This is a genomic window from Streptomyces sp. NBC_01352, assembly GCF_036237295.1.
GTDB classification, from domain to species: Bacteria; Actinomycetota; Actinomycetes; order Streptomycetales; family Streptomycetaceae; genus Streptomyces; species Streptomyces plumbiresistens.
Genome location: NZ_CP108354.1, coordinates 8686252 through 8705469, shown reverse-complemented (window position 1 = coordinate 8705469; position 19218 = coordinate 8686252). Strand labels below are relative to the sequence as shown.

14 protein-coding genes are annotated in these 19218 nt (G+C 68.6%); 4 read left to right on the top strand and 10 right to left on the bottom strand.

Annotation, left to right across the window (positions count from 1 at the left end; genetic code table 11):
- Window positions 1-50: 50 nt before the first annotated feature.
- The 3 genes from OG252_RS39965 to arc all read right to left on the bottom strand — a co-directional run bounded on the left by OG252_RS39965 (window position 51) and on the right by arc (window position 3933).
- A complete protein-coding gene (locus tag OG252_RS39965) occupies window positions 51-266 on the bottom strand; it encodes a ubiquitin-like protein Pup (RefSeq protein ID WP_030038375.1) in 216 nt (71 codons plus the stop codon).
- 155 nt (window positions 267-421) lie between these two features.
- Entirely contained in the window at window positions 422-1933 is a 1512-nt protein-coding gene (dop, locus tag OG252_RS39960) for a depupylase/deamidase Dop (protein ID WP_345564015.1), read from the bottom strand.
- Window positions 1934-2166: 233 nt separating this feature from the next.
- Window positions 2167-3933 carry a proteasome ATPase gene (arc, locus tag OG252_RS39955; protein WP_266442570.1) on the bottom strand — a complete coding sequence of 589 codons (1767 nt, stop codon included), beginning with the start codon at window positions 3931-3933 and terminating at the stop codon, window positions 2167-2169.
- A gap of 244 nt (window positions 3934-4177) precedes the next feature.
- Here arc and OG252_RS39950 point away from each other — a divergent pair, with 244 nt between their 5' ends.
- Complete coding sequence (locus tag OG252_RS39950; RefSeq protein WP_266442566.1) at window positions 4178-4483, top strand: ferredoxin; 306 nt, start codon at window positions 4178-4180, stop codon at window positions 4481-4483.
- A 58-nt stretch (window positions 4484-4541) separates the two neighbouring features.
- Here OG252_RS39950 and OG252_RS39945 read toward each other — a convergent pair whose 3' ends face one another.
- The 3 genes from OG252_RS39945 to OG252_RS39935 form a co-directional block, all read right to left on the bottom strand.
- The gene (locus OG252_RS39945) at window positions 4542-5120 is read right to left on the bottom strand and encodes a hypothetical protein (RefSeq protein ID WP_266442561.1); all 579 of its coding nucleotides are present in this window, start codon (window positions 5118-5120) and stop codon (window positions 4542-4544) included.
- A 321-nt stretch (window positions 5121-5441) separates the two neighbouring features.
- Window positions 5442-6344, bottom strand: coding sequence for a tRNA (adenine-N1)-methyltransferase (locus OG252_RS39940; RefSeq protein WP_266442558.1), 903 nt, complete (start codon window positions 6342-6344; stop codon window positions 5442-5444).
- Between the two features lie 38 nt (window positions 6345-6382).
- Window positions 6383-8023: a site-2 protease family protein gene (locus OG252_RS39935; RefSeq protein WP_329342317.1), complete on the bottom strand. Its 1641-nt coding sequence runs from the start codon at window positions 8021-8023 to the stop codon at window positions 6383-6385.
- A 174-nt stretch (window positions 8024-8197) separates the two neighbouring features.
- On the opposite strand from OG252_RS39935, the gene OG252_RS39930 reads away from it, so the two are divergent.
- Window positions 8198-9205: a RecB family exonuclease gene (locus tag OG252_RS39930; RefSeq protein ID WP_266442550.1), complete on the top strand. Its 1008-nt coding sequence runs from the start codon at window positions 8198-8200 to the stop codon at window positions 9203-9205.
- Between the two features lie 14 nt (window positions 9206-9219).
- Window positions 9220-9891 (top strand): response regulator, encoded by a 672-nt coding sequence (locus OG252_RS39925; protein ID WP_124443643.1) that lies wholly within the window; start codon window positions 9220-9222, stop codon window positions 9889-9891.
- A gap of 83 nt (window positions 9892-9974) precedes the next feature.
- Here OG252_RS39925 and OG252_RS39920 read toward each other — a convergent pair whose 3' ends face one another.
- The 4 genes from OG252_RS39920 to metH all read right to left on the bottom strand — a co-directional run bounded on the left by OG252_RS39920 (window position 9975) and on the right by metH (window position 17974).
- Complete coding sequence (locus OG252_RS39920) at window positions 9975-11555, bottom strand: ABC transporter substrate-binding protein (protein WP_266442544.1); 1581 nt, start codon at window positions 11553-11555, stop codon at window positions 9975-9977.
- A gap of 69 nt (window positions 11556-11624) precedes the next feature.
- Window positions 11625-13229, bottom strand: a complete 1605-nt coding sequence (locus OG252_RS39915) for an ABC transporter substrate-binding protein (RefSeq protein WP_266442541.1) — start codon at window positions 13227-13229, stop codon at window positions 11625-11627.
- Window positions 13230-13638: 409 nt separating this feature from the next.
- Entirely contained in the window at window positions 13639-14340 is a 702-nt protein-coding gene (locus OG252_RS39910; RefSeq protein ID WP_266442534.1) for an HAD family hydrolase, read from the bottom strand.
- Between the two features lie 112 nt (window positions 14341-14452).
- The gene (metH, locus tag OG252_RS39905) at window positions 14453-17974 is read right to left on the bottom strand and encodes a methionine synthase (RefSeq protein ID WP_329342311.1); all 3522 of its coding nucleotides are present in this window, start codon (window positions 17972-17974) and stop codon (window positions 14453-14455) included.
- A 282-nt stretch (window positions 17975-18256) separates the two neighbouring features.
- Here metH and OG252_RS39900 point away from each other — a divergent pair, with 282 nt between their 5' ends.
- Window positions 18257-19021, top strand: coding sequence for an IclR family transcriptional regulator (locus OG252_RS39900; RefSeq protein WP_266442530.1), 765 nt, complete (start codon window positions 18257-18259; stop codon window positions 19019-19021).
- Window positions 19022-19218: the final 197 nt, after the last annotated feature.

Below are 19218 nucleotides of genomic sequence, written 5' to 3'. Positions count from 1 at the left end.
CCGGCGACGACCTGCTGTGCGCAAGCCGACTCCGGGACGGACAACGGGCGTTACTGACCGCCCTTTTGCACGAAGGAACGCACGAAGTCCTCAGCGTTCTCCTCGAGGACGTCGTCGATCTCGTCCAGTACCGAGTCGACGTCGTCGCTCAGCTTCTCCTGGCGCTCCTTGAGGTCTTCGGATGCCTGCGCCTCGGGCGCCTCCTCGACCTCCTCGGTGTTGCGCGTCGCCTTCTGCTGTCCGCCGCCGGTGTCCTTGGTCGCCATAACCCTCACCCCGCTCGGTTCGACGTTCTTGATCAGACCCTACAAGCAGGGTCCGACATCGGCCCCGCAGTTCCCTCAACGTCCGGGGACCACCTCGATGATTCCCGTACGGCGGGGATTCCACCCTGTGGGGCCGAGTCGGCCCCGGGTACCCCTCAGTTGCCCGACAGTACCCTGACCAGGTCTTCTGCCGTCCGGCAACGGTCCAGGAGCTCCTTTACGTGATTTCGCGTTCCGCGAAGCGGTTCCAGGGTTGGAACGCGCTGGAGCGAGTCCCGGCCCGGCAGGTCGAAGATCACGGAGTCCCAGGAGGCCGCGGCGACGTCGTCGGCGTACTGCTCCAGGCAGCGGCCGCGGAAGTACGCACGCGTGTCCTCCGGCGGCTTCGTACGGGCCCGCTCGACCTCGTCGTCGGTCAGCAGCCGCTTGATGCGGCCGCGGGCCGCCAGACGGTTGTAGAGGCCCTTCTCGGGGCGCACGTCGGCGTACTGCAGGTCGACCAGGTGCAGCCGGGCGGCGTCCCAGTCAAGGTTGTCGCGGCGCCGGTAGCCCTCCATGAGCTCCCGCTTGGCGACCCAGTCCAGCTCGCCGGCCAGGCTCATGGGGTCGTTCTCCAGCCGGTTGAGGGTGTCCTCCCAACGGGCCAGGACGTCCTTGGTCTGGTCGTCGGCGTCCGCGCCGTACCGCTCCTCCACGTACTTGCGCGACAGCTCGAAGTACTCCATCTGCAACTGGACCGCGGTGAGTGTCCGGCCGCTGCGGAGCGTGACCAGACGCTTGAGCGTCGGATCGTGGGAGACCTGGTGGAGGGTGCGTACGGGCTGGTCCACCGCCAGGTCGACGGCGATGAAGCCGTCCTCGATCATGGACAGGACCAGGGCCGTCGTGCCCAGCTTCAGGTACGTCGAGATCTCCGAGAGGTTCGCGTCGCCGATGATCACGTGCAGGCGGCGGTACTTCTCGGCGTCGGCGTGCGGCTCGTCCCGGGTGTTGATGATCGGGCGCTTGAGGGTGGTCTCCAGGCCCACCTCGACCTCGAAGTAGTCGGCGCGCTGGCTGAGCTGGAAGCCGTGCTCGTGCCCGTCCTGGCCGACGCCGACGCGGCCGGCGCCGGTGACGACCTGGCGGGAGACGAAGAACGGCGTCAGGTGGCGCACGATGTCCGAGAAGGGGGTCTCCCGCTTCATCAGGTAGTTCTCGTGCGTGCCGTAGGACGCGCCCTTGTTGTCGGTGTTGTTCTTGTAGAGGTGGATCGGCTGGGCGCCGGGGAGCTGGGCCGCCCGCTCCGCCGCCTCGGCCATGATGCGCTCGCCGGCCTTGTCCCACAGGACGGCGTCGCGCGGGTTGGTGACCTCGGGGGCGCTGTACTCGGGGTGTGCGTGGTCGACGTAGAGCCGCGCGCCGTTGGTGAGGATCACGTTGGCCAGGCCGATGTCCTCGTCGGTGAGCTGGCTCGAGTCGGCGGCCTCGCGGGCGAGGTCGAAGCCTCGCGCGTCCCGCAGCGGATTCTCCTCCTCGAAATCCCAGCGGGCCCGGCGGGCCCGGTGCATCGCCGCCGCGTAGGCGTTGACGATCTGGGACGAGGTGAGCATGGCATTGGCGTTGGGGTGACCGGGGACGGAGATCCCGTACTCCGTCTCGATGCCCATTACTCGCCGTACGGTCATGCGGCCCTCCTTGCCCGGCGGCGCCCTCGGTCGGGGGCGCCGCTCAAGTACCGCTGGCGCTCCGGTGCGTGTGCGGTGCCCGTCCCCGCACTGCGCGACTCGGCGGTACCGAAGAGCCTAGAACGCCTCTGCGCTGGTGGGGAGATCATTTGCGTCATTGCCTTGCTCCAGCTCGCCCGAAAAACAGTCGGCTGCGGGTACCCGGTGAGGGGCACCCGCAGCCGCCCTGTCTTTTACAGGTACTGACCGGTGTTCGCCACCGTGTCGATGGAGCGTCCGGTGTCCGCACCCTGCTTTCCGGTGATGAGCGTACGGATGTAAACGATCCGCTCGCCCTTCTTGCCGGAGATGCGGGCCCAGTCGTCCGGGTTGGTGGTGTTGGGCAGGTCCTCGTTCTCCTTGAACTCGTCCACGCAGGCCTGGAGGAGGTGGGAGACCCTCAGGCCCTTCTGGTTGTGCTCCAGGAAGTCCTTGATCGCCATTTTCTTGGCGCGGCCCACGATGTTCTCGATCATGGCGCCGGAATTGAAGTCCTTGAAGTAAAGGACTTCCTTGTCGCCATTGGCGTAGGTGACCTCCAGGAAGCGGTTCTCCTCGGATTCGGCGTACATATGTTCCACGGCCGTCTGGATCATGCTCTGGACCGTGGAGGCCTTGCTGCCACTGTGCTCGCCGACGTCGTCGGAGTGCAGCGGCAGACGCTCGGTGAGGTACTTGCCGAAGATGTCCTTGGCCGCCTCGGCGTCCGGACGCTCGATCTTGATCTTCACGTCCAGCCGGCCGGGCCGCAGGATGGCGGGGTCGATCATGTCCTCACGGTTGGAGGCACCGATCACGACCACGTTCTGCAGGCCCTCCACGCCGTCGATCTCGGCGAGCAGCTGCGGGACGATGGTGTTCTCCACGTCCGAGCTGACACCGGAGCCACGGGTGCGGAAGAGGGACTCCATCTCGTCGAAGAAGACGATGACGGGAGTGCCCTCGCTGGCCTTCTCACGAGCACGCTGGAAGACCAGGCGGATCTGCCGCTCGGTCTCGCCGACGTACTTGTTCAGGAGCTCGGGACCCTTGATGTTGAGGAAGAAGCTCTTGCCCGTGGCCTGTCCGGTCACCTCGGCGACCTTCTTGGCCAGCGAGTTGGCGACGGCCTTGGCGATGAGCGTCTTGCCGCATCCAGGAGGCCCGTAGAGCAGGACGCCCTTGGGCGGCCGCAGTTCGTGCTCCTTAAACAGATCGGGATAGAGGTACGGGAGCTCGACCGCGTCGCGGATGGCCTCGATCTGGCCGCCGAGACCACCGATCTGCTCGTAGCCGATGTCCGGGACCTCTTCGAGGACGAGTTCCTCGACCTCACTCTTGGGAACGACCTCGTAGACATATCCGGAGCGCGGTTCGAGCAGCAGGGCGTCGCCGGGGCGGATGACCACGTCCAGCAGCGGCTCGGCGAGCCGTACCACCCGTTCCTCGTCGGTGTGCCCCACCACGAGGGCGCGCTCGCCGTCCTCGAGGATCTCCTTGAGGGTGACGATGTCGCCGACGCTCTCGTACTCCATGGCCTCGACCACGTTGAGAGCCTCGTTGAGCATCACTTCCTGGCCGCGCCGGAGCTCCTCGAGTTCCACGCTCGGGCTGACGTTCACCCGCAGCTTGCGGCCGCCGGTGAAGATGTCCGCCGTGCCGTCCTCATTCGCTACGAGGAAGACACCGAAGCCGGCCGGCGGCTGTGCGAGCCGGTCGACCTCCTCCTTGAGGGCCACGATCTGGTCGCGGGCCTCACGGAGCGTGTTGGCGAGTCGCTCGTTCTGGGCGGACACGCCGGCCAGATTGGTCTGCAGCTCGACGATCCGCTCTTCGAGAATCCTCGTGTGTCGCGGAGAGTCGGCGAGCTTGCGTCGCAGGACGGCGATCTCCTGCTCAAGGTAGGCAACCTGCCCGGCGGGGTCTTCGGACCCTCGTCCCGGGCGGATGCCGCGGTTCATGTCGTCGTCGTGGGCTGCCACGGTCCTCACCTCCTCCAAGGGGAGCTGGACGCTTCCAGACCCTACCTGGGTGGGTGTCGATTGAAACCCCTAGATCACAAAGACTGTCGGGGTGTGTCCGATCTTCACCCTTGCGCTCTCCCTCACGCCAGGTGAATACCCACCGAACATGATTGGAAAGCTGCCGGAGGTAGGGTCGAAGCGTTCAACACCCGTCAGAGCTGGCCGGATTCCCGTTCGGCTCGACGCAGAAACGGCAGGAGACATGGGCGTGCAGCAGGAGGCCGGGGCCGGTGGCGAGGATCTGGAGGTCTGGATCGACCAGGATCTCTGTACTGGCGACGGCATCTGCGCCCAGTACGCGCCAGAGGTGTTCGAGCTGGACATCGACGGCCTGGCCTATGTGAAGGGCTCCGACGACGAGCTGCTCCAGGCCAAGGGCGCCACAACGCCCGTACCGCTGCCGCTTCTCACGGATGTGGTGGACTCCGCGAAGGAGTGCCCGGGCGACTGCATCCACGTCCGTCGGGTTTCGGACAGGGTCGAGATCTACGGCCCGGACGCCGAGTGATCTTGCCGCTACGCGGCGTTACCACTGTCGGATTTCTCACACACTCACGTTGCGCGGCTCAGACGGTCTGTGTTCCGGCGGGTGTCGAGCGGACGAACGCGTCGTTCTTCCACTGCCACTTCGCGCTGTCCTTCACGTCGGGACAGCAACTGGGCACGTCGGCGGACGAGTAGCCGAGGAGTGTCGCGAGGACGGCTCCGTCCCGGAGGGCGAAGTCGGTCACGGTGAGGCGGTCCTTGGGATCGATCAGAGTGGCGACGACCCGCGGCTTGCCGGTCTCCGCGGCCCGAGTGAGGACGTACACGCCGTCGGGCGGAGTTCCCATCGGCGCGTCGCAGTGCACCACGACGACCGTCTCCGGACTGCCGTCGCCGTCAAGGTCTCCGGAAGCCTTCTTCTGCACGAGTTCCCTGACCCGGCCGCACTCGATCGGGAAGTCCACGCCCGCGGGATCAGGGGGCGCGGTGACGGCCGGGGCGCCTTTGGCCTGAGTGCCGGCCGCCTGGGCGGCCGTGGCCGGGTTGGGTTGCAGAACCGAGGAGAGGGCCATGACACCGGCGACCGCCGTCGCGGTGGCGACCCAGTGGATCGGACGGGTGTGAGTGTGTGCCAGTTCCGGGACGGCGGATTGCTGCACTAGGAAGGTCTCCCGTGAGGGCTGTGCCGGTGGGGGTGGCCTGCATGGTGCCATACGTCACAGTGCGAGGGAACGGCGGGGTGGGAGTTCAGGCGTCCCGGCTCTATGGCTGGTGTTGCGGGTTCCGCGTGGACGGGGCCGCCGGCTCTGCGGTTGTGCGGGGCGCTGCCGGTTCCAGGGGTGTGGACAGGGCTGCCGGTGCTACGGATTCTGGCGCCGTGTCAACGTGAGTGCGCCGTGGCCCAGTTCCCGGGTGTCCGGGGGAACTGGGCCACGGCGCTTGTACGTTGTCGCGGCACGAGGCCGCCCTGGGGGCAGGCTCTAGCGGCCGGCGCCCGCGTCGGCGTTGGGACCGGTGTAGTCCTCGCCGTAGGCGCCCTTGGCGGGGCGGCGGCGGCGCATGGGCGGCTCGACGCCGTCGGCGAGGCGGCGGGCGGTGAGCAGGAAGCCGGTGTGGCCGATCATCCGGTGGTCCGGGCGGACGGCCAGGCCCTCGACGTGCCAGTTGCGGATCATCGACTCCCAGGAGGTCGGCTCGTTGAAGCAGCCGATCTCGCGGATGGACTCGACGGTCCGGGCGAGCTGGGTGGTGGTCGCCACGTAGCAGCACAGGATGCCGCCGGGCACGAGCGCCTTGGAGACGGCCTCCAGGCACTCCCAGGGGGCGAGCATGTCGAGGATGACGCGGTCGACGTCGGGGTCGCTCAGGTTGTCCTGGAGGTCGCCGACGGTGAGCTGCCAGGCCGGGTGCGGGCCGCCGAAGTAGCGCTCCACGTTCTGCTGGGCGATCTCGGCGAAGTCCTCGCGGCGCTCGTAGGAGTGCAGCATGCCCTGGTCGCCGATGGCGCGCAGCAGGAAGCTGCTGAGCGAGCCGGAGCCGACGCCGGCCTCGACGACGCGTGCGCCGGGGAAGATGTCGGCGAAGGCGAGGATCTGTCCCGCGTCCTTCGGGTAGACGACGGCTGCCCCACGGGGCATGGACAGGACGTAGTCGGGGAGCAGGGGGCGCAGAGCGAGGTAGGCGACGTTCCCGGTGGTGCGGACAACGCTGCCCTCGGGAGCACCGATCAGTTCGTCGTGCGGGAAGGAACCCTTGTGGGTGTGGAAGTTCTTCCCGGCCTCGAGCGTGAACGTGTAGTGGCGGCCCTTGGGGTCGGTCAGCTGAACCTGGTCCCCGACCTTGAAGGGCCCGCGCCTGCGGGCGGCACCGGTCGGTTCGGACATGTGAACAGCCTACCGGCGTTTGTGAGGGGTGCCGACCACTAGGAGGGGCGGGCCATGGCCTTCACGAAGGCCCGCTCCACGTCCGCCGCGGACAGCACGCCGTAGATCTCGCCGGTCTCCTCGACCACCAGGTATTCGGTGGCGGGGGTGGCGCGCAGGGCGTCCAGGAGGTCCTCGCCGGCCAGCTCCGCGGAGACGCGCATGCCGTCGGTGAGGTCCTGGGCGAGGCCGCTGACGGCGACCCAGGGGCGGCGGTGTTCCGGTACGCCCACGATGGCGGCCTCGCGGACGAGGGAGATGGGCTGGCCGTCGGCGTCGACGACGACCAGGGCGCGGGCGCCGGCGGCGTTGGCGCGGCGCAGGGCCTCGGAGAGCGGGGTGTCCGTCTCGACCGGGACGGCGCGGCGGGTGAGGTTGCGGGCGCGCAGCTCGGGCAGGTGCTCGCGCAGGCGGGCCATGCGCAGGCTGTTGCCGGCGCCGGTCCAGATGATCGCGGCGAGGATCGCGGCCAGCAGGGCGTCCATGACCGTGTCCATGCCGACGTTGTCCTCGGCATTGGAGCCGAGCGCCCCGGACTGGGTGAGCAGCGGCAGGCCGATCAGGACGGAGACGGCGAGGGCGCGGCCGACCCAGGCGGCGGCGATGGTGCCGGTCATCGGCCTGCCGGTGATCTTCCAGACGACCGCGCGGAGCATCCGGCCACCGTCGAGGGGCAGGCCGGGCAGAAGGTTGAAGGCGGCCACGATCAGGTTGGAGATCATCAGGCCGGCCAGCAGGACGCCGGGGACCGTGCCGGGCTCGACGGGCTGCAGGGCGAGGTAGAAGAGGCCGGAGAGGACCAGGGAGAGGAGCGGGCCGACGAAGGCCAGCCAGAACTCCCGGCCCGGGGTCTCGGCCTCCTTCTCGATCTCGGAGACTCCTCCGAAGAACTGGAGCTGGATGCGGCGGACGGGCAGCTTGAAGCGCAGGGCCGCGACCGTGTGGGCCAGTTCGTGGACGAGGACGGAGGCGTAGAAGGCGACCGCGAAGAAGAGGGAGACCAGGTAGCGGGCGGCGCCGAGTTCCGGCAGCACACGGTCGAGCTGGCCGCCGAACACCCAGGTGATCAGGGCAGCGACGAGGAACCAGCTGGGCGCCACGTACACCGGCACCCCGAACGGCCGCCCCATCAGCAGCCCGCCGCCGGGTCCGGGTTCCCTGGGGCGCTTGGGCGGACGGCCCTTGGCGAGACCGGAGTGCGCGAGGGTGCGGTCGCCGGCGGGGGTGTCGGCGTGGGGGTGGTCGTCGGGGGCGGGCGTGGGGGCGCGGTCGGGGGTGGTCTGCGGGTTCCGCCCCTGCTCTGCGGTGCCGTGGGTTTCGGTGGCGTGGGTTTCGGTGGCGTGGGTTTCGGTGCCCTTGGCTTCGGCTTCGGTGCCGTGCTCCGCGGGCCCGGTACCCTCGGGCCCGTTCCCCTCGCGACCCGTGACTTCGCGATCCGTGCCGTCGTCGCCCGTGGCGTCGTCCCCGGTGCTGTCGTCGGCGGGAAGATCCAACCGGCGTACGACCATGGTCGGTTCGTCGGTCGGGGTGGCATCGTCGGGGTGTGCGGGGTCGGGGGCCGGGGTCGCAGGTGCTGCGTGGTGCTCGGCCGATTCGTCGTTGCCGGGCCGCGGCTGCCCGCTACCGCCGCTCTCGTCCACGGTGTCCCCTCGTTCGAAGCGTCTCCCGCGCCTGCCGGACGGGAGGGTCTCGGGTCGATGGTATGCGGCCGTCGCGACGCGTTCGCCCCGGCACCCCCTGTGTTTCCTCCGTCGGTGCAGGGGCCGCGACCGTGACTGGGTCACTGTCAGTGGCGGGCCGTATGGTCTGTGGTCATGGAGACGAGCACCGAGGGCGTCATGGCGGCCACCGGCGGCGACACCGCAGAGGTGGAGCAGCCGGTCACGGCCGAGCCGACGGCGGCGACAGCGGAAGCGGCAGTGGAAGCGGCAGTGGACACCATGGCCACGACGGCCATAGCCGCGTCCACGGCCGTGGCGCCGGCCTCCCTGTCCCCCTCCCGTGCCGGTGACTTCATGCAGTGCCCGCTGCTGTACCGGTTCCGGGTGATCGACCGGCTGCCCGAGAAGCCGAGCGAGGCGGCGACCCGGGGCACGCTGGTGCACGCGGTCCTGGAGCGGCTGTTCGACGCCCCGGCGGCGGAGCGGACCGCTCCCCGTGCCAAGTCGCTCATCCCGGGCCAGTGGGACCGGCTCAGGGAGACCCGGCCCGAGGTCGTCGAGCTGTTCGCCGACGATCCGGACGGCGAGCGGCTGGCGCGCTGGCTCGGCGAGGCGGAGCGGCTGGTGGAGCGCTGGTTCACGCTGGAGGATCCGACCCGGCTCGAACCCGCCGAGCGCGAACTGTTCATCGAGGCCCGGCTGGACTCCGGGCTGAAGCTGCGCGGGATCATCGACCGGGTCGACGTGGCGCCCACCGGTGAGGTGCGGATCGTCGACTACAAGACGGGCAAGGCGCCCCGACCGGAGTACGCCGAGGGCGCCCTCTTCCAGATGAAGTTCTACGCCCTGGTGGTGTGGCGCCTGAAGAACGTGATCCCACGCCGGCTCCAGCTCGTCTACCTCGGCAGCGGTGACGTGCTGACGTACGACCCGGTCCTCGCCGACCTGGAGCGCGTCGAGCGCAAGCTGCACGCGCTGTGGGAGGCGATCCGGGAGGCCACGGAATCGGGCGACTGGCGGCCCCGCCCCACCAAGCTGTGCGGCTGGTGCGACCACCAGGCCCACTGCCCGGAGTTCGGCGGCACTCCCCCGCCCTATCCGTTGCCGGTGAGGGCGCCGGAGTCCGGGGACCCTGCGCAGGGCAGAATGGGGCCGGACTAGCGAAGGAGACTTACGTGGCCATCCGCGTCCTACTGGTCGACGACCAGCCGCTGCTGCGCACCGGCTTCCGGATGATTCTGGAGGCCGAGCAGGATCTAGCGGTCGTCGGCGAGGCCGGAGACGGCCTCCAGGCTCTCGACCAGGTGCGGGCACTGCAGCCCGATGTGGTTCTGATGGACATCCGCATGCCGCGGATGGACGGTGTGGAGGCGACCCGGCAGATCACCGGGCCCGGTCGGGACGGACCGGCCAAGGTGCTCGTGCTGACCACGTTCGATCTCGACGAGTACGTGGTGGAGGCGCTGCGCGCGGGAGCCAGCGGGTTCCTGCTCAAGGACGCCCCGGCCAACGAGCTGGTCCAGGCGATCCGGGTGGTGGCCGCGGGCGAGGCGATGCTCGCGCCGAGCATCACGCGCCGGCTCCTCGACAAGTACGCCACGCATCTGCCGTCCGGCGAGGAACCGGTGCCGGACACGCTGCACACTCTCACCGAGCGCGAGGTGGAGGTACTGAAGCTGGTGGCGCGCGGGCTGTCCAACGCCGAGATCGCCGCCGACCTCTTCGTCAGCGAGACCACCGTCAAGACGCACGTCGGTCACGTCCTGACCAAGCTGGGGCTGCGCGACCGCGTACAGGCGGCGGTGTACGCGTACGAGAGCGGGCTGGTGCGCCCCGGCGCACAGTAAGCAGTCGCAGTAAGCAGTCGTACGACGCCGAGGGCGCCCCCCGCACACAAGCAGGGGGCGCCCTCGGCGTCGTACGACCTGGCTCAGGCCTTGCTGAGCTCCCAGAACCGGAACACGGTCGAGGCGTCGAGGCAGTACTCCAGGCCGTAGACGTCCTCGCGGGTGACGGCGTACTGCTTGGCCTGCCAGACGGGCAGGATCGGGAGTTCGTCGGCGACGATGTCCTGGAGCTTGCCGTAGGCGTCGTCGGTCGCCCCGCGGTCGCTCTGGGCGGCGGTCTGCGGGATGAGCGTGCCGGTGATGGTGTCGTTGGCGTAGTTGTTGCTCAGCACGTTGCCCTTGCCGAAGAAGGGGGCCGTGAAGTTGTCGGCGTCCGGGTAGTCGGGCACCCAGCCCTTGACGTAGACGCCGTACTTGCCGTCCGCGATGTCCTGTTCGTACTGACCGAAGGCCACGGACTGCACATCGGCGTCGAACAGGCCGCTGGCGTTGAGCTGTTCGGCGATCGCCTTCAACTCGTCGTCGGTGGCGGGGCCGTAGCGGGACGGGGTCGACCAGAGGGTCAGCTTCACCTTGCCGGTGATGCCGTCCGCCTGGAGGGCGGCGGCCGCCTTGGCCTTGGAGGGGCGGGCGCCGTAGGTGTCGAAGTAGGCCGTGTTGTGGCCGGAGATGCCCGCCGGGATGATCGAGTACAGCGGGGTGGCCGTGCCCTGGTAGACGTCCTCGATGAGGGCGTCGCGGTCGAGCAGGTGGGCGATGGCCTTGCGGACGCCGAGCTGGCCGGCGACCGGGTCGTCCATGTTGAAGACCAGGTGCTGGACCTCGGCGCTGCTGCCCTCGACGATCTCGACACCGGAGCTGTCGTCGGCCTGCTCGATGTCGGCCACGTCGCTCGCGGACAGGCCTCGGTAGGCGATGTCGACCTTGTTGTCGAGCAGGGACTTCTTCAGCGCGGCCTGGTCGCCGTGGAAGAACCTCAGCGTCACGCCGGTGTTCTGCACGTCGGCGGTGCCCTTGTAGTTCTCGTTGACCGAGAAGACGGCCTCGTTCTCGCCGAAGGAGTCCAGCTTGTACGGCCCTGAGCCGACCGCTTCGCCGTCCTCGCGCAGCCCGTCGGCGTCGTACTGGGTGTGGTCGACGATGGAGCCGGCACCCGAGGCGATCTTGCTGGGGAAGGTGGCGTCGGGCGTGTTGAGGCGGAAGACCACCGTCTTCTCGTCCGGGGTCTCGACCTTCTCCAGCATGGGGAACATGATCGCGGGACCGGCGTCGTCGTTGATCTTCAGCATGCGGTCGAAGGAGAACTTGACGTCCTCGGAGGTGAGCGAGTCACCGTTGCTGAACTTGAGACCGTCCTTCAGCGTGCACTCGTAGACCTGGGTCCGCGTGTCCGTGAAGGAGCACTCCTCGGCGGCCTCCGGCTGCGGTTCCGTGGCGCCCCTGGGGAAGCTCAGCAGCGACTGGAAGACGTTGTTGAACATCAGCCAGGAGCCGGGGTCGTAGCCGGAGGCGGGGTCGGTGGCCAGGACGTCGTCGGACATCCCCATCACCACCGTGGAACCGCTGCTTCCGGAGCCGCCGGACTCCGTTCCACAGCCGGTCAACAGGCCGGAGGCCAGCCCCGCCACGATGGGCAGGACCGGCCACTGGTTACGCATGTTCACGTGCAGGTGCCTTGTCGTAGATGTCGGGAACCCGGGGCCACCCTCCCGGGCCCCCGGGTGCGGGCAGTGTCAGCCGCTCACACCACGGCCGAGCTCCCACAGCTGAAGCGTCGAGGAGGAGTTGAGCGCGTACGCGGTTCCCGTGACGTCGTCGCGGGCGGCGACGTACTGCTTGCCCTGCCACAGCGGGAGAACGGGAACGTCGTCGGCGACGATGTCCTGAATGTCCGTCAGGTCGGCCGACGCGGCCAACCGGTCCGCCTCGCGGCGGGAGTCCGGGATCAGGGTGTTGCGGATCTCGCTGTTCACATACGGCGAGCCGATGGTGTTGTCCTTGTCGAGGAACGGCGCGAGGTAGTTGTCGGCGTCCGGGAAGTCAGGGAACCAGCCCATGCCGTAGACGTCGTACTCGCCCTTCTGCTCGGCAGGACGGAAGGTGTCCCAGGGGGTGCCCTCGATGCCGACGTCGAACAGGCCGGTGTCGTTGAGCTGCTTCTGCAGCACCTCGAACTCCTGCTTGGTGGCCGGGCCGTAGTGGTCGGTCGTGTAGTGCAGTGTCAGCTTCACCGGCGTGGTGACGTTGGCCGCGCTCAGCATGGCCTTGGCCTTGGTGACGTTCGGGTCGCCGTACTTGTTGAAGAACGCGTTGGAGTGGCCCGTGATGCTGGCCGGGACCATCGAGTACAGCGGCTCGGCCTGGGAGCCGTAGACCTTGGCGACGAGTTCGCTGCGGTTGATGATCTGGGCCATCGCCTGGCGGACCGCCTTGGACTTCACCGACGGAGCGTCGGTGTCGAAGCCCAGGTAGCGGATCTCCAGGCCGGCCGTCTCCACGACGTCGATGTCGCCGTCGGTGGCGTTGGTGAGCTTGTCGATCTGCTTCGGCGACATGGTGCGGGTCATCACGTTGATGTCGCCCTTTTCGAGCGCGGCGCCCATGGCATCGGCGTCCTCGAAGGAGCGCATGCTGATCTTCTCGTTGTTCACCTGCAGCGTCCCCTTGTAGTCGGGGTTCTTGGTGAACACGGCGTCGACGAGCTCGTCGTTCTTGACCTCGGCCTGCAGGGTGTACGGACCCGAGCCGTCCACGTCGAAGCCGTCGCGCAGCTTGTCCTTCTCGTAGTCGTCGGGGTTGACGATGCCGGCGACGGGGGTCGACAGCTTGAACGGGAAGGTGGCGTCGGCGGTCTTGAGGTGGAAGATGACTTCGTTGTCACCCTGCGTCTCGACGGTGTCGATGGTGGACAGCAGGGCGAACACACCGCTGTCCGCCTTGATGGCGCGGGCACGGTCGATCGAGAACTTCACGTCCTCGGCGGTGACGGCGTCGCCGTTGGCGAACTTCAGACCGTCACGGAGCTTGCAGGCGTAGCGCTCGTTGCCGGAGTCGGTGAAACCACAGCTCTGGGCGGCCTCGGGTACGGGGTCGCCCTCGCCCTTGGGCTGGATCATCAGGGTCTGCACGGTCTGGCGCAGGATGTTCCAGGAGCCGACGTCGTAGGCGTACGCCGGATCGAGGGGCGCGGGGGCGTCCTTCGAGGCGGTGAACCGGTCCGTGGTGCCGACGACGATCGAGCTGCCGCCGTCACTCCCGCTGTCGGACCCGCCACAGGCAGCGAGCACCGGCGCGAGCAGCCCGATCACGGCCGGCAGCACCAAAGTCTTGCGGTTCATGCTCGAGTTTCTCCAGAGCTGTCGAGTCCGTGTACCCGGCATGCATGGGGTGTCGCAGCGGATCACGGGGTAAGCCGATGTTCTCGCTAGGAGGTTAGTCCGGACCCGCAGGACAGCTCGCAGCCACCGGAGTTGAGGCCCCATCACGCAGCGAAACCGGCTGCGGACAGACCGAAAACCCAAGGCCGGAAGGATTAGTGCAGGCTTTCATGAATCGGGACACAAGGGCACGCCTCAACCCCTCGACAGAGAGCGGCGACCACACACCCCACCCCCTGTCGACCACTGCGCGAGTGGGGAACGTCACATAACCAACGGTCTGATCCCATGCCGGAATTCAGCCATCCGCCGCGGTCCAATTCCTCTCGCGGAATTCATGCCCTATCGGCGCTGCACGCTGGGTGAACGCCTAGCGCATTTCCGTCATCAGGCCGCGCAGAAATGCCAGGTCCACCTCTTCGAGCGAGGTCACGACGGTGCGCCGGGCGGCCGGGGCGATGGGCACCACCGAGGGCACCACCACCACATGGCAGCCCGCGGCCTCCGCCGACGCGACGCCGGTCGAGGTGTCCTCGACGACCGCGCATCTGGCCGGATCCACGCCCAGCCCGGCGGCGGCGAAGAGATACGGATCGGGGTGCGGTTTGGTACGCCCCACCTCGTCACCGGCGACCGTCAGGGCGAAGTACTGGGGACCCAGCGAGGTGAGCACCCGGTCGATGATGCGCCGGTGCGAGGCGGAGACCAGGGCCGTGGGAATGTCGTGCGCGGCCAGCTCGGCCAGCAGCCGGGTCGCTCCCGGCATCAGCGGCAGGGCACGGTCGATCCGGTCCTCGAAGCCCTGGTTCAGCAGCACGGTGAGCTCCGCGAGGGCGATGTCGGCTCCGGTGGCCTCGATCAGGAACCCCGCGCTGCGGCTCATGGGGCCGCCGACCACGACATGGCGCCAGGAGTCGTCGAGGGCGTGGCCGAGGCCGGCGAAGATCTCGACCTCGACGTCCCACCAGAATCCCTCGGTGTCCACCAGGGTTCCGTCCATGTCGAGGAGCACGGCCTGCAAGGCAGAGCCTTCGGCCGTACGAGTGTCTGGCGCAGGGACCGTACTGGTCATCCGGGCGCACCTCCTTGAGGGACGATCAGGCCGGTTCCCACATGGGGAACCGGCCTGCGATGGACCGACCAGTCTACGACTTATCCGATCAGTGTGCTCGGTGAGACTCGTCTCAGCGTGCGTTGAAGTATTTGGCTTCGGGGTGGTGGATGACGATGGCGTCGGTGGACTGTTCGGGGTGGAGCTGGAATTCCTCGGAGAGGTGGACGCCGATCCGTTCGGGTTTCAGGAGGTCGGCGATCTTGGCGCGGTCTTCGAGGTTGGGGCAGGCGCCGTAGCCCAGGGAGAAGCGGGCGCCGCGGTATTTGAGGGCGAACATGTCTTCCATGGCGTCGGGGTCCTGGCCGGCGAAGCCGAGTTCGGAGCGGACCCGGGCGTGCCAGTACTCGGCGAGGGCCTCGGCGAGCTGGACGGACAGGCCGTGCAGTTCGAGGTAGTCGCGGTAGGCGTTGGCCTCGAAGAGTTTCGCGGTCTGCTCGCCGATCTTTGAGCCGACGGTGACGACCTGCAGGCCGACCACGTCGGTGTCGCCGGATTCCTCGGGGCGGAAGAAGTCGGCCAGACACAGCCGGCGGCCGCGGCGCTGGCGGGGGAAGGTGAAGCGGGTGGTCTCGTTGCCCTGCTCGTCCAGCAGGATCAGGTCGTCGTCCTTGGACACGCAGCGGTAGTAGCCGTAGACCACGGCGGCCTCCAGGAGGTTGTCCCGCTGCAGCAGGTCGAGCAGGCCGCGCAGCCGGGGCCGGCCCTCACTCTCGACGAGTTCCTCATAGGTGGGTCCGTCGCCGGTGCGGGCCTGCTTCAGTCCCCACTGGCCCTTGAACAGGGCGCCCTCATCGAGCCAGGCGGCGTATTCCTTGAGCTGGATGCCCTTGATGACGCGGCTGCCCCAGAACGGCGGGGCGGGGACCGGGTTGTCGACGGCCACATCGGAGCGGACCGCGCCCTCGGCGGGGCGCTCCTCGACCTCGACCGCGGCGGCGGGGCGCACGCGGCGTTGTTTGAGTTCGGGCAGCACCGCGCCGGGCACGCCGCGTTTGACGCCGATCAGGGCGTCCATCAGGCGCAGGCCCTCGAAGGCGTCCCGGGCGTAGCGGACTTCGCCCTGGTAGATCTCGTGCAGGTCCTGCTCGACGTAGGCCCTTGTCAGGGCGGCGCCGCCCAGGATGACGGGAAAGTCGGCGGCCAGGCCGCGCTGGTTGAGTTCCTGCAGGTTCTCCTTCATGATCACCGTGGATTTGACCAGCAGCCCGGACATGCCGATCACGTCCGCCCTGTGTTCCTCGGCGGCCTCCAGGATCGCGGAGACGGGCTGCTTGATGCCCAGGTTGATCACGTTGTAGCCGTTGTTCGACAGGATGATGTCGACCAGGTTCTTGCCGATGTCGTGGACGTCGCCGCGCACCGTGGCCAGCACGATGGTGCCCTTGCCGGCCTCGTCGCCCTCGACCTTTTCCATGTGCGGTTCCAGGTAGGCGACCGCGGTCTTCATCACCTCGGCGGACTGCAGCACGAACGGCAGCTGCATCTGCCCCGACCCGAACAGCTCCCCGACCACCTTCATGCCGTCCAGCAGCGTCTCGTTGACGATGTCCAGCGCCGGACGGGTCTGCAGGGCGGCGTCCAGATCCTGCTCCAGGCCGTTCTTCTCGCCGTCGATGATGCGCCGCTTGAGGCGCTCCTCCAGCGGCAGCGCGGCCAGCTCCTCGGCCCGCCCGGCCTTCAGCGACTTGGTGGTGGCGCCCTCGAACAGGGCCATCAGCTTCTGCAGCGGGTCATAGCCCTCCGCCCGCCGGTCGTAGATCAGGTCCAGGGCGGTGGTGACTTCCTCCTCGGTGAAGCGGGCGATGGGGAGAATCTTGCTCGCGTGGACGATCGCCGAGTCCAGGCCGGCCTTGACGCACTCGTCCAGGAACACGGAGTTGAGGAGCATCCGGGCGGCCGGGTTGAGACCGAAGGAGATGTTCGACAGTCCCAGGGTGGTCTGCACGTCCGGGTGGCGGGCCTTGAGTTCGCGGATCGCCCCGATGGTGGCGATGCCGTCGCCGCGGGATTCCTCCTGGCCGGTGCAGATGGTGAAGGTCAGGGTGTCGATGAGGATGTCGGACTCGTGGATGCCCCAGTTCGTCGTCAGGTCCTCGATGAGGCGTTCGGCGATGGCGACCTTGTGCTCGACGGTGCGGGCCTGGCCCTGTTCGTCGATGGTCAGCGCGATCAGTGCCGCGCCGTGTTCCCGGGCGAGCCGGGTGACCTTGGCGAAGCGGGAGTCGGGGCCGTCGCCGTCCTCGTAGTTGACCGAGTTGATCACCGCGCGTCCGCCGAGTTTCTCCAGTCCGGCCGCAAGGACGTCGACCTCGGTGGAGTCCAGCACGATCGGCAGCGTGGAGGCGGTCGCGAACCGGCCGGCCAGCTCCTCCATGTCCGCGACCCCGTCCCGGCCGACGTAGTCCACGCACAGGTCGAGCATGTGGGCGCCCTCGCGGATCTGCTCGCGGGCGATCTCCACACAGTCGTCCCAGCGGCCCTCCAGCATCGCCTGACGGAACTTCTTCGACCCGTTCGCGTTCGTCCGCTCCCCGATCGCCATATAGGCGGTGTCCTGACGGAACGGCACCGTCTGATACAACGACGCCGCACCCGGCTCCGGACGCGGATCACGCGCACCGGGCCTGAGTTCGCGGGCGCGCTCGACGACCTGGCGCAGGTGTTCGGGGGTGGTGCCGCAGCAGCCGCCGATCAGGCTCAGGCCGTAGTCGCGTACGAAGGTCTCCTGAGCGTCCGCCAGTCCCTCCGGGTCCAGCGGGAAGTGGGCGCCGTCCTTCGTGAGGATCGGCAGGCCCGCGTTCGGCATGCACAGCAGCGGGATGCGGGAGTGGCGGGTGAGATAGCGCAGGTGCTCGCTCATCTCGGCGGGGCCGGTCGAGCAGTTGAGGCCGATCATGTCGATGCCCAGCGGCTCCAGCGCGGTCAGCGCGGCACCGATCTCCGAACCCAGCAGCATCGTCCCGGTCGTCTCGAAGGCCATCGAGACCAGGAGGGGCACCTCGACGCCGGTCGCCTCCATCGCACGGCGGGCGCCGAGCACCGAGGCCTTGGTCTGGAGCAGGTCCTGGGTCGTCTCGACGATGAGGGCGTCGGATCCGCCGGCCAGCAGGCCCTCGGCGTTGGCCTGGTAGCCGTCGCGGATCGTCGCGTAGGAGATGTGGCCGAGCGTGGGCAGCTTGGTGCCCGGGCCCACCGAGCCCAGCACCCAGCGCTGCTGCCCGGTCGAGGCGGTGAACTCGTCGGCCACCTCGCGGGCGATGCGGGCACCCGCCTCCGACAGTTCATGCACGCGGTCGGCGATCTCGTACTCGGTCGCGGCCGAGTGGTTGGCGCCGAAGGTGTTGGTCTCGACGCAGTCGACGCCCACGGCGAAGTACGCCTCGTGGACGGAGCGCACGATGTCGGGGCGGGTCAGGTTCAGGATCTCGTTGCAGCCCTCGAGGTTCTCGAAGTCCTCCAGCGTGGGGTCCTGCGCCTGGAGCATGGTGCCCATCGCTCCGTCGGCCACCACCACACGGGAGGCGAGCGCGTCTCGAAGCGCGGACACACGAGTCCGGCTGTCGGCGGAAGGGGTCGGCGGCACAGAGGCCATGAAAGGGCTCCCTCAAGGTGCGACGGCTGTCGGCTTTGCGTCACCCGTGGCACTCTCCCCGGGGGCGCACGCCGCCAGGGTAACCGGTCGCCGACCTGCCGGTCGGGGCGTCCACGGGGCGGACGAGGATGGCGGCGAGGTCACGCACGGGATACGAGTGACGCAACGGATCCGGACCGACCATTAGCGGGAGGTCGGCATGGACCGGTAGTGTTCGACATTGCCGAACGGCGGCAGCGGGCGCCGCGGTCGGCGGTCGAAGGGGACGGAGGCAGTACGGCGATGGCACGGAACATCCAGTCGCTCGAACGGGCGGCCGCGATGCTGCGGCTCCTCGCGGGCGGCGAACGTCGGCTCGGCCTCTCGGACATCGCCTCGTCGTTGGGCCTCGCCAAAGGCACCGCGCACGGCATCCTGCGCACCCTCCAGCAGGAGGGCTTCGTGGAGCAGGACGACGCCTCGGGCCGCTACCAGTTGGGCGCCGAACTGCTGCGCCTGGGCACCACCTACCTGGACGTTCACGAGCTGCGGGCGCGCGCCCTGGTGTGGACGGACGACCTGGCCCGCTCCAGCGGTGAGAGCGTCCATCTGGGCGTCCTGCACCAGCAGGGCGTACTGATCGTGCACCACGTCTTCCGGCCCGACGACAGCCGGCAGGTCCTGGAGATCGGGGCCATGCAGCCTCTGCACTGTACGGCGCTGGGCAAGGTCCTCTCGGCCTACGATCCGGTCGCGCACAGCGAGGCGCTGGAGAGCGACCGCAAGGCGTTCACAGACCGGACCGTATGCGATCTGGACGCCTTCGAACAGATCCTGGACATGACGCGCGCGCGTGGGTACGCGGCCGACGTCGAGGAGACCTGGGAGGGCGTCGCCTCCGTCGCCGCGCCCATCCACGACCGCCGGCGCATGCCCGTGGGCGCGGTCGGCATCACCGGCGCCGTGGAGCGGCTGTGCCGGGACGGCGAGCTGCGTGCCGAGCTGATCGCGGCGGTTCGGGACTGCGCACGCGCGGTGTCGCGGGATCTGGGCGCCGCGCGCTTCTGAGCGAAGCCGACAGCGCAGCCGACAGCGAAAAGGGCCGGGACGCCTTGGGCGTTCCGGCCCTCGTCATGCGCCGAGGTGCCCTGGTCCCCCGGGCGGCGGAAGATCGATAGCACAGGGCAATCAGTAACGATCGTGTTTTCGACAACAGAACTCTTGACGTGCCTGTAACGCCAGAGCAAGACTCCCGTCCATCGGTC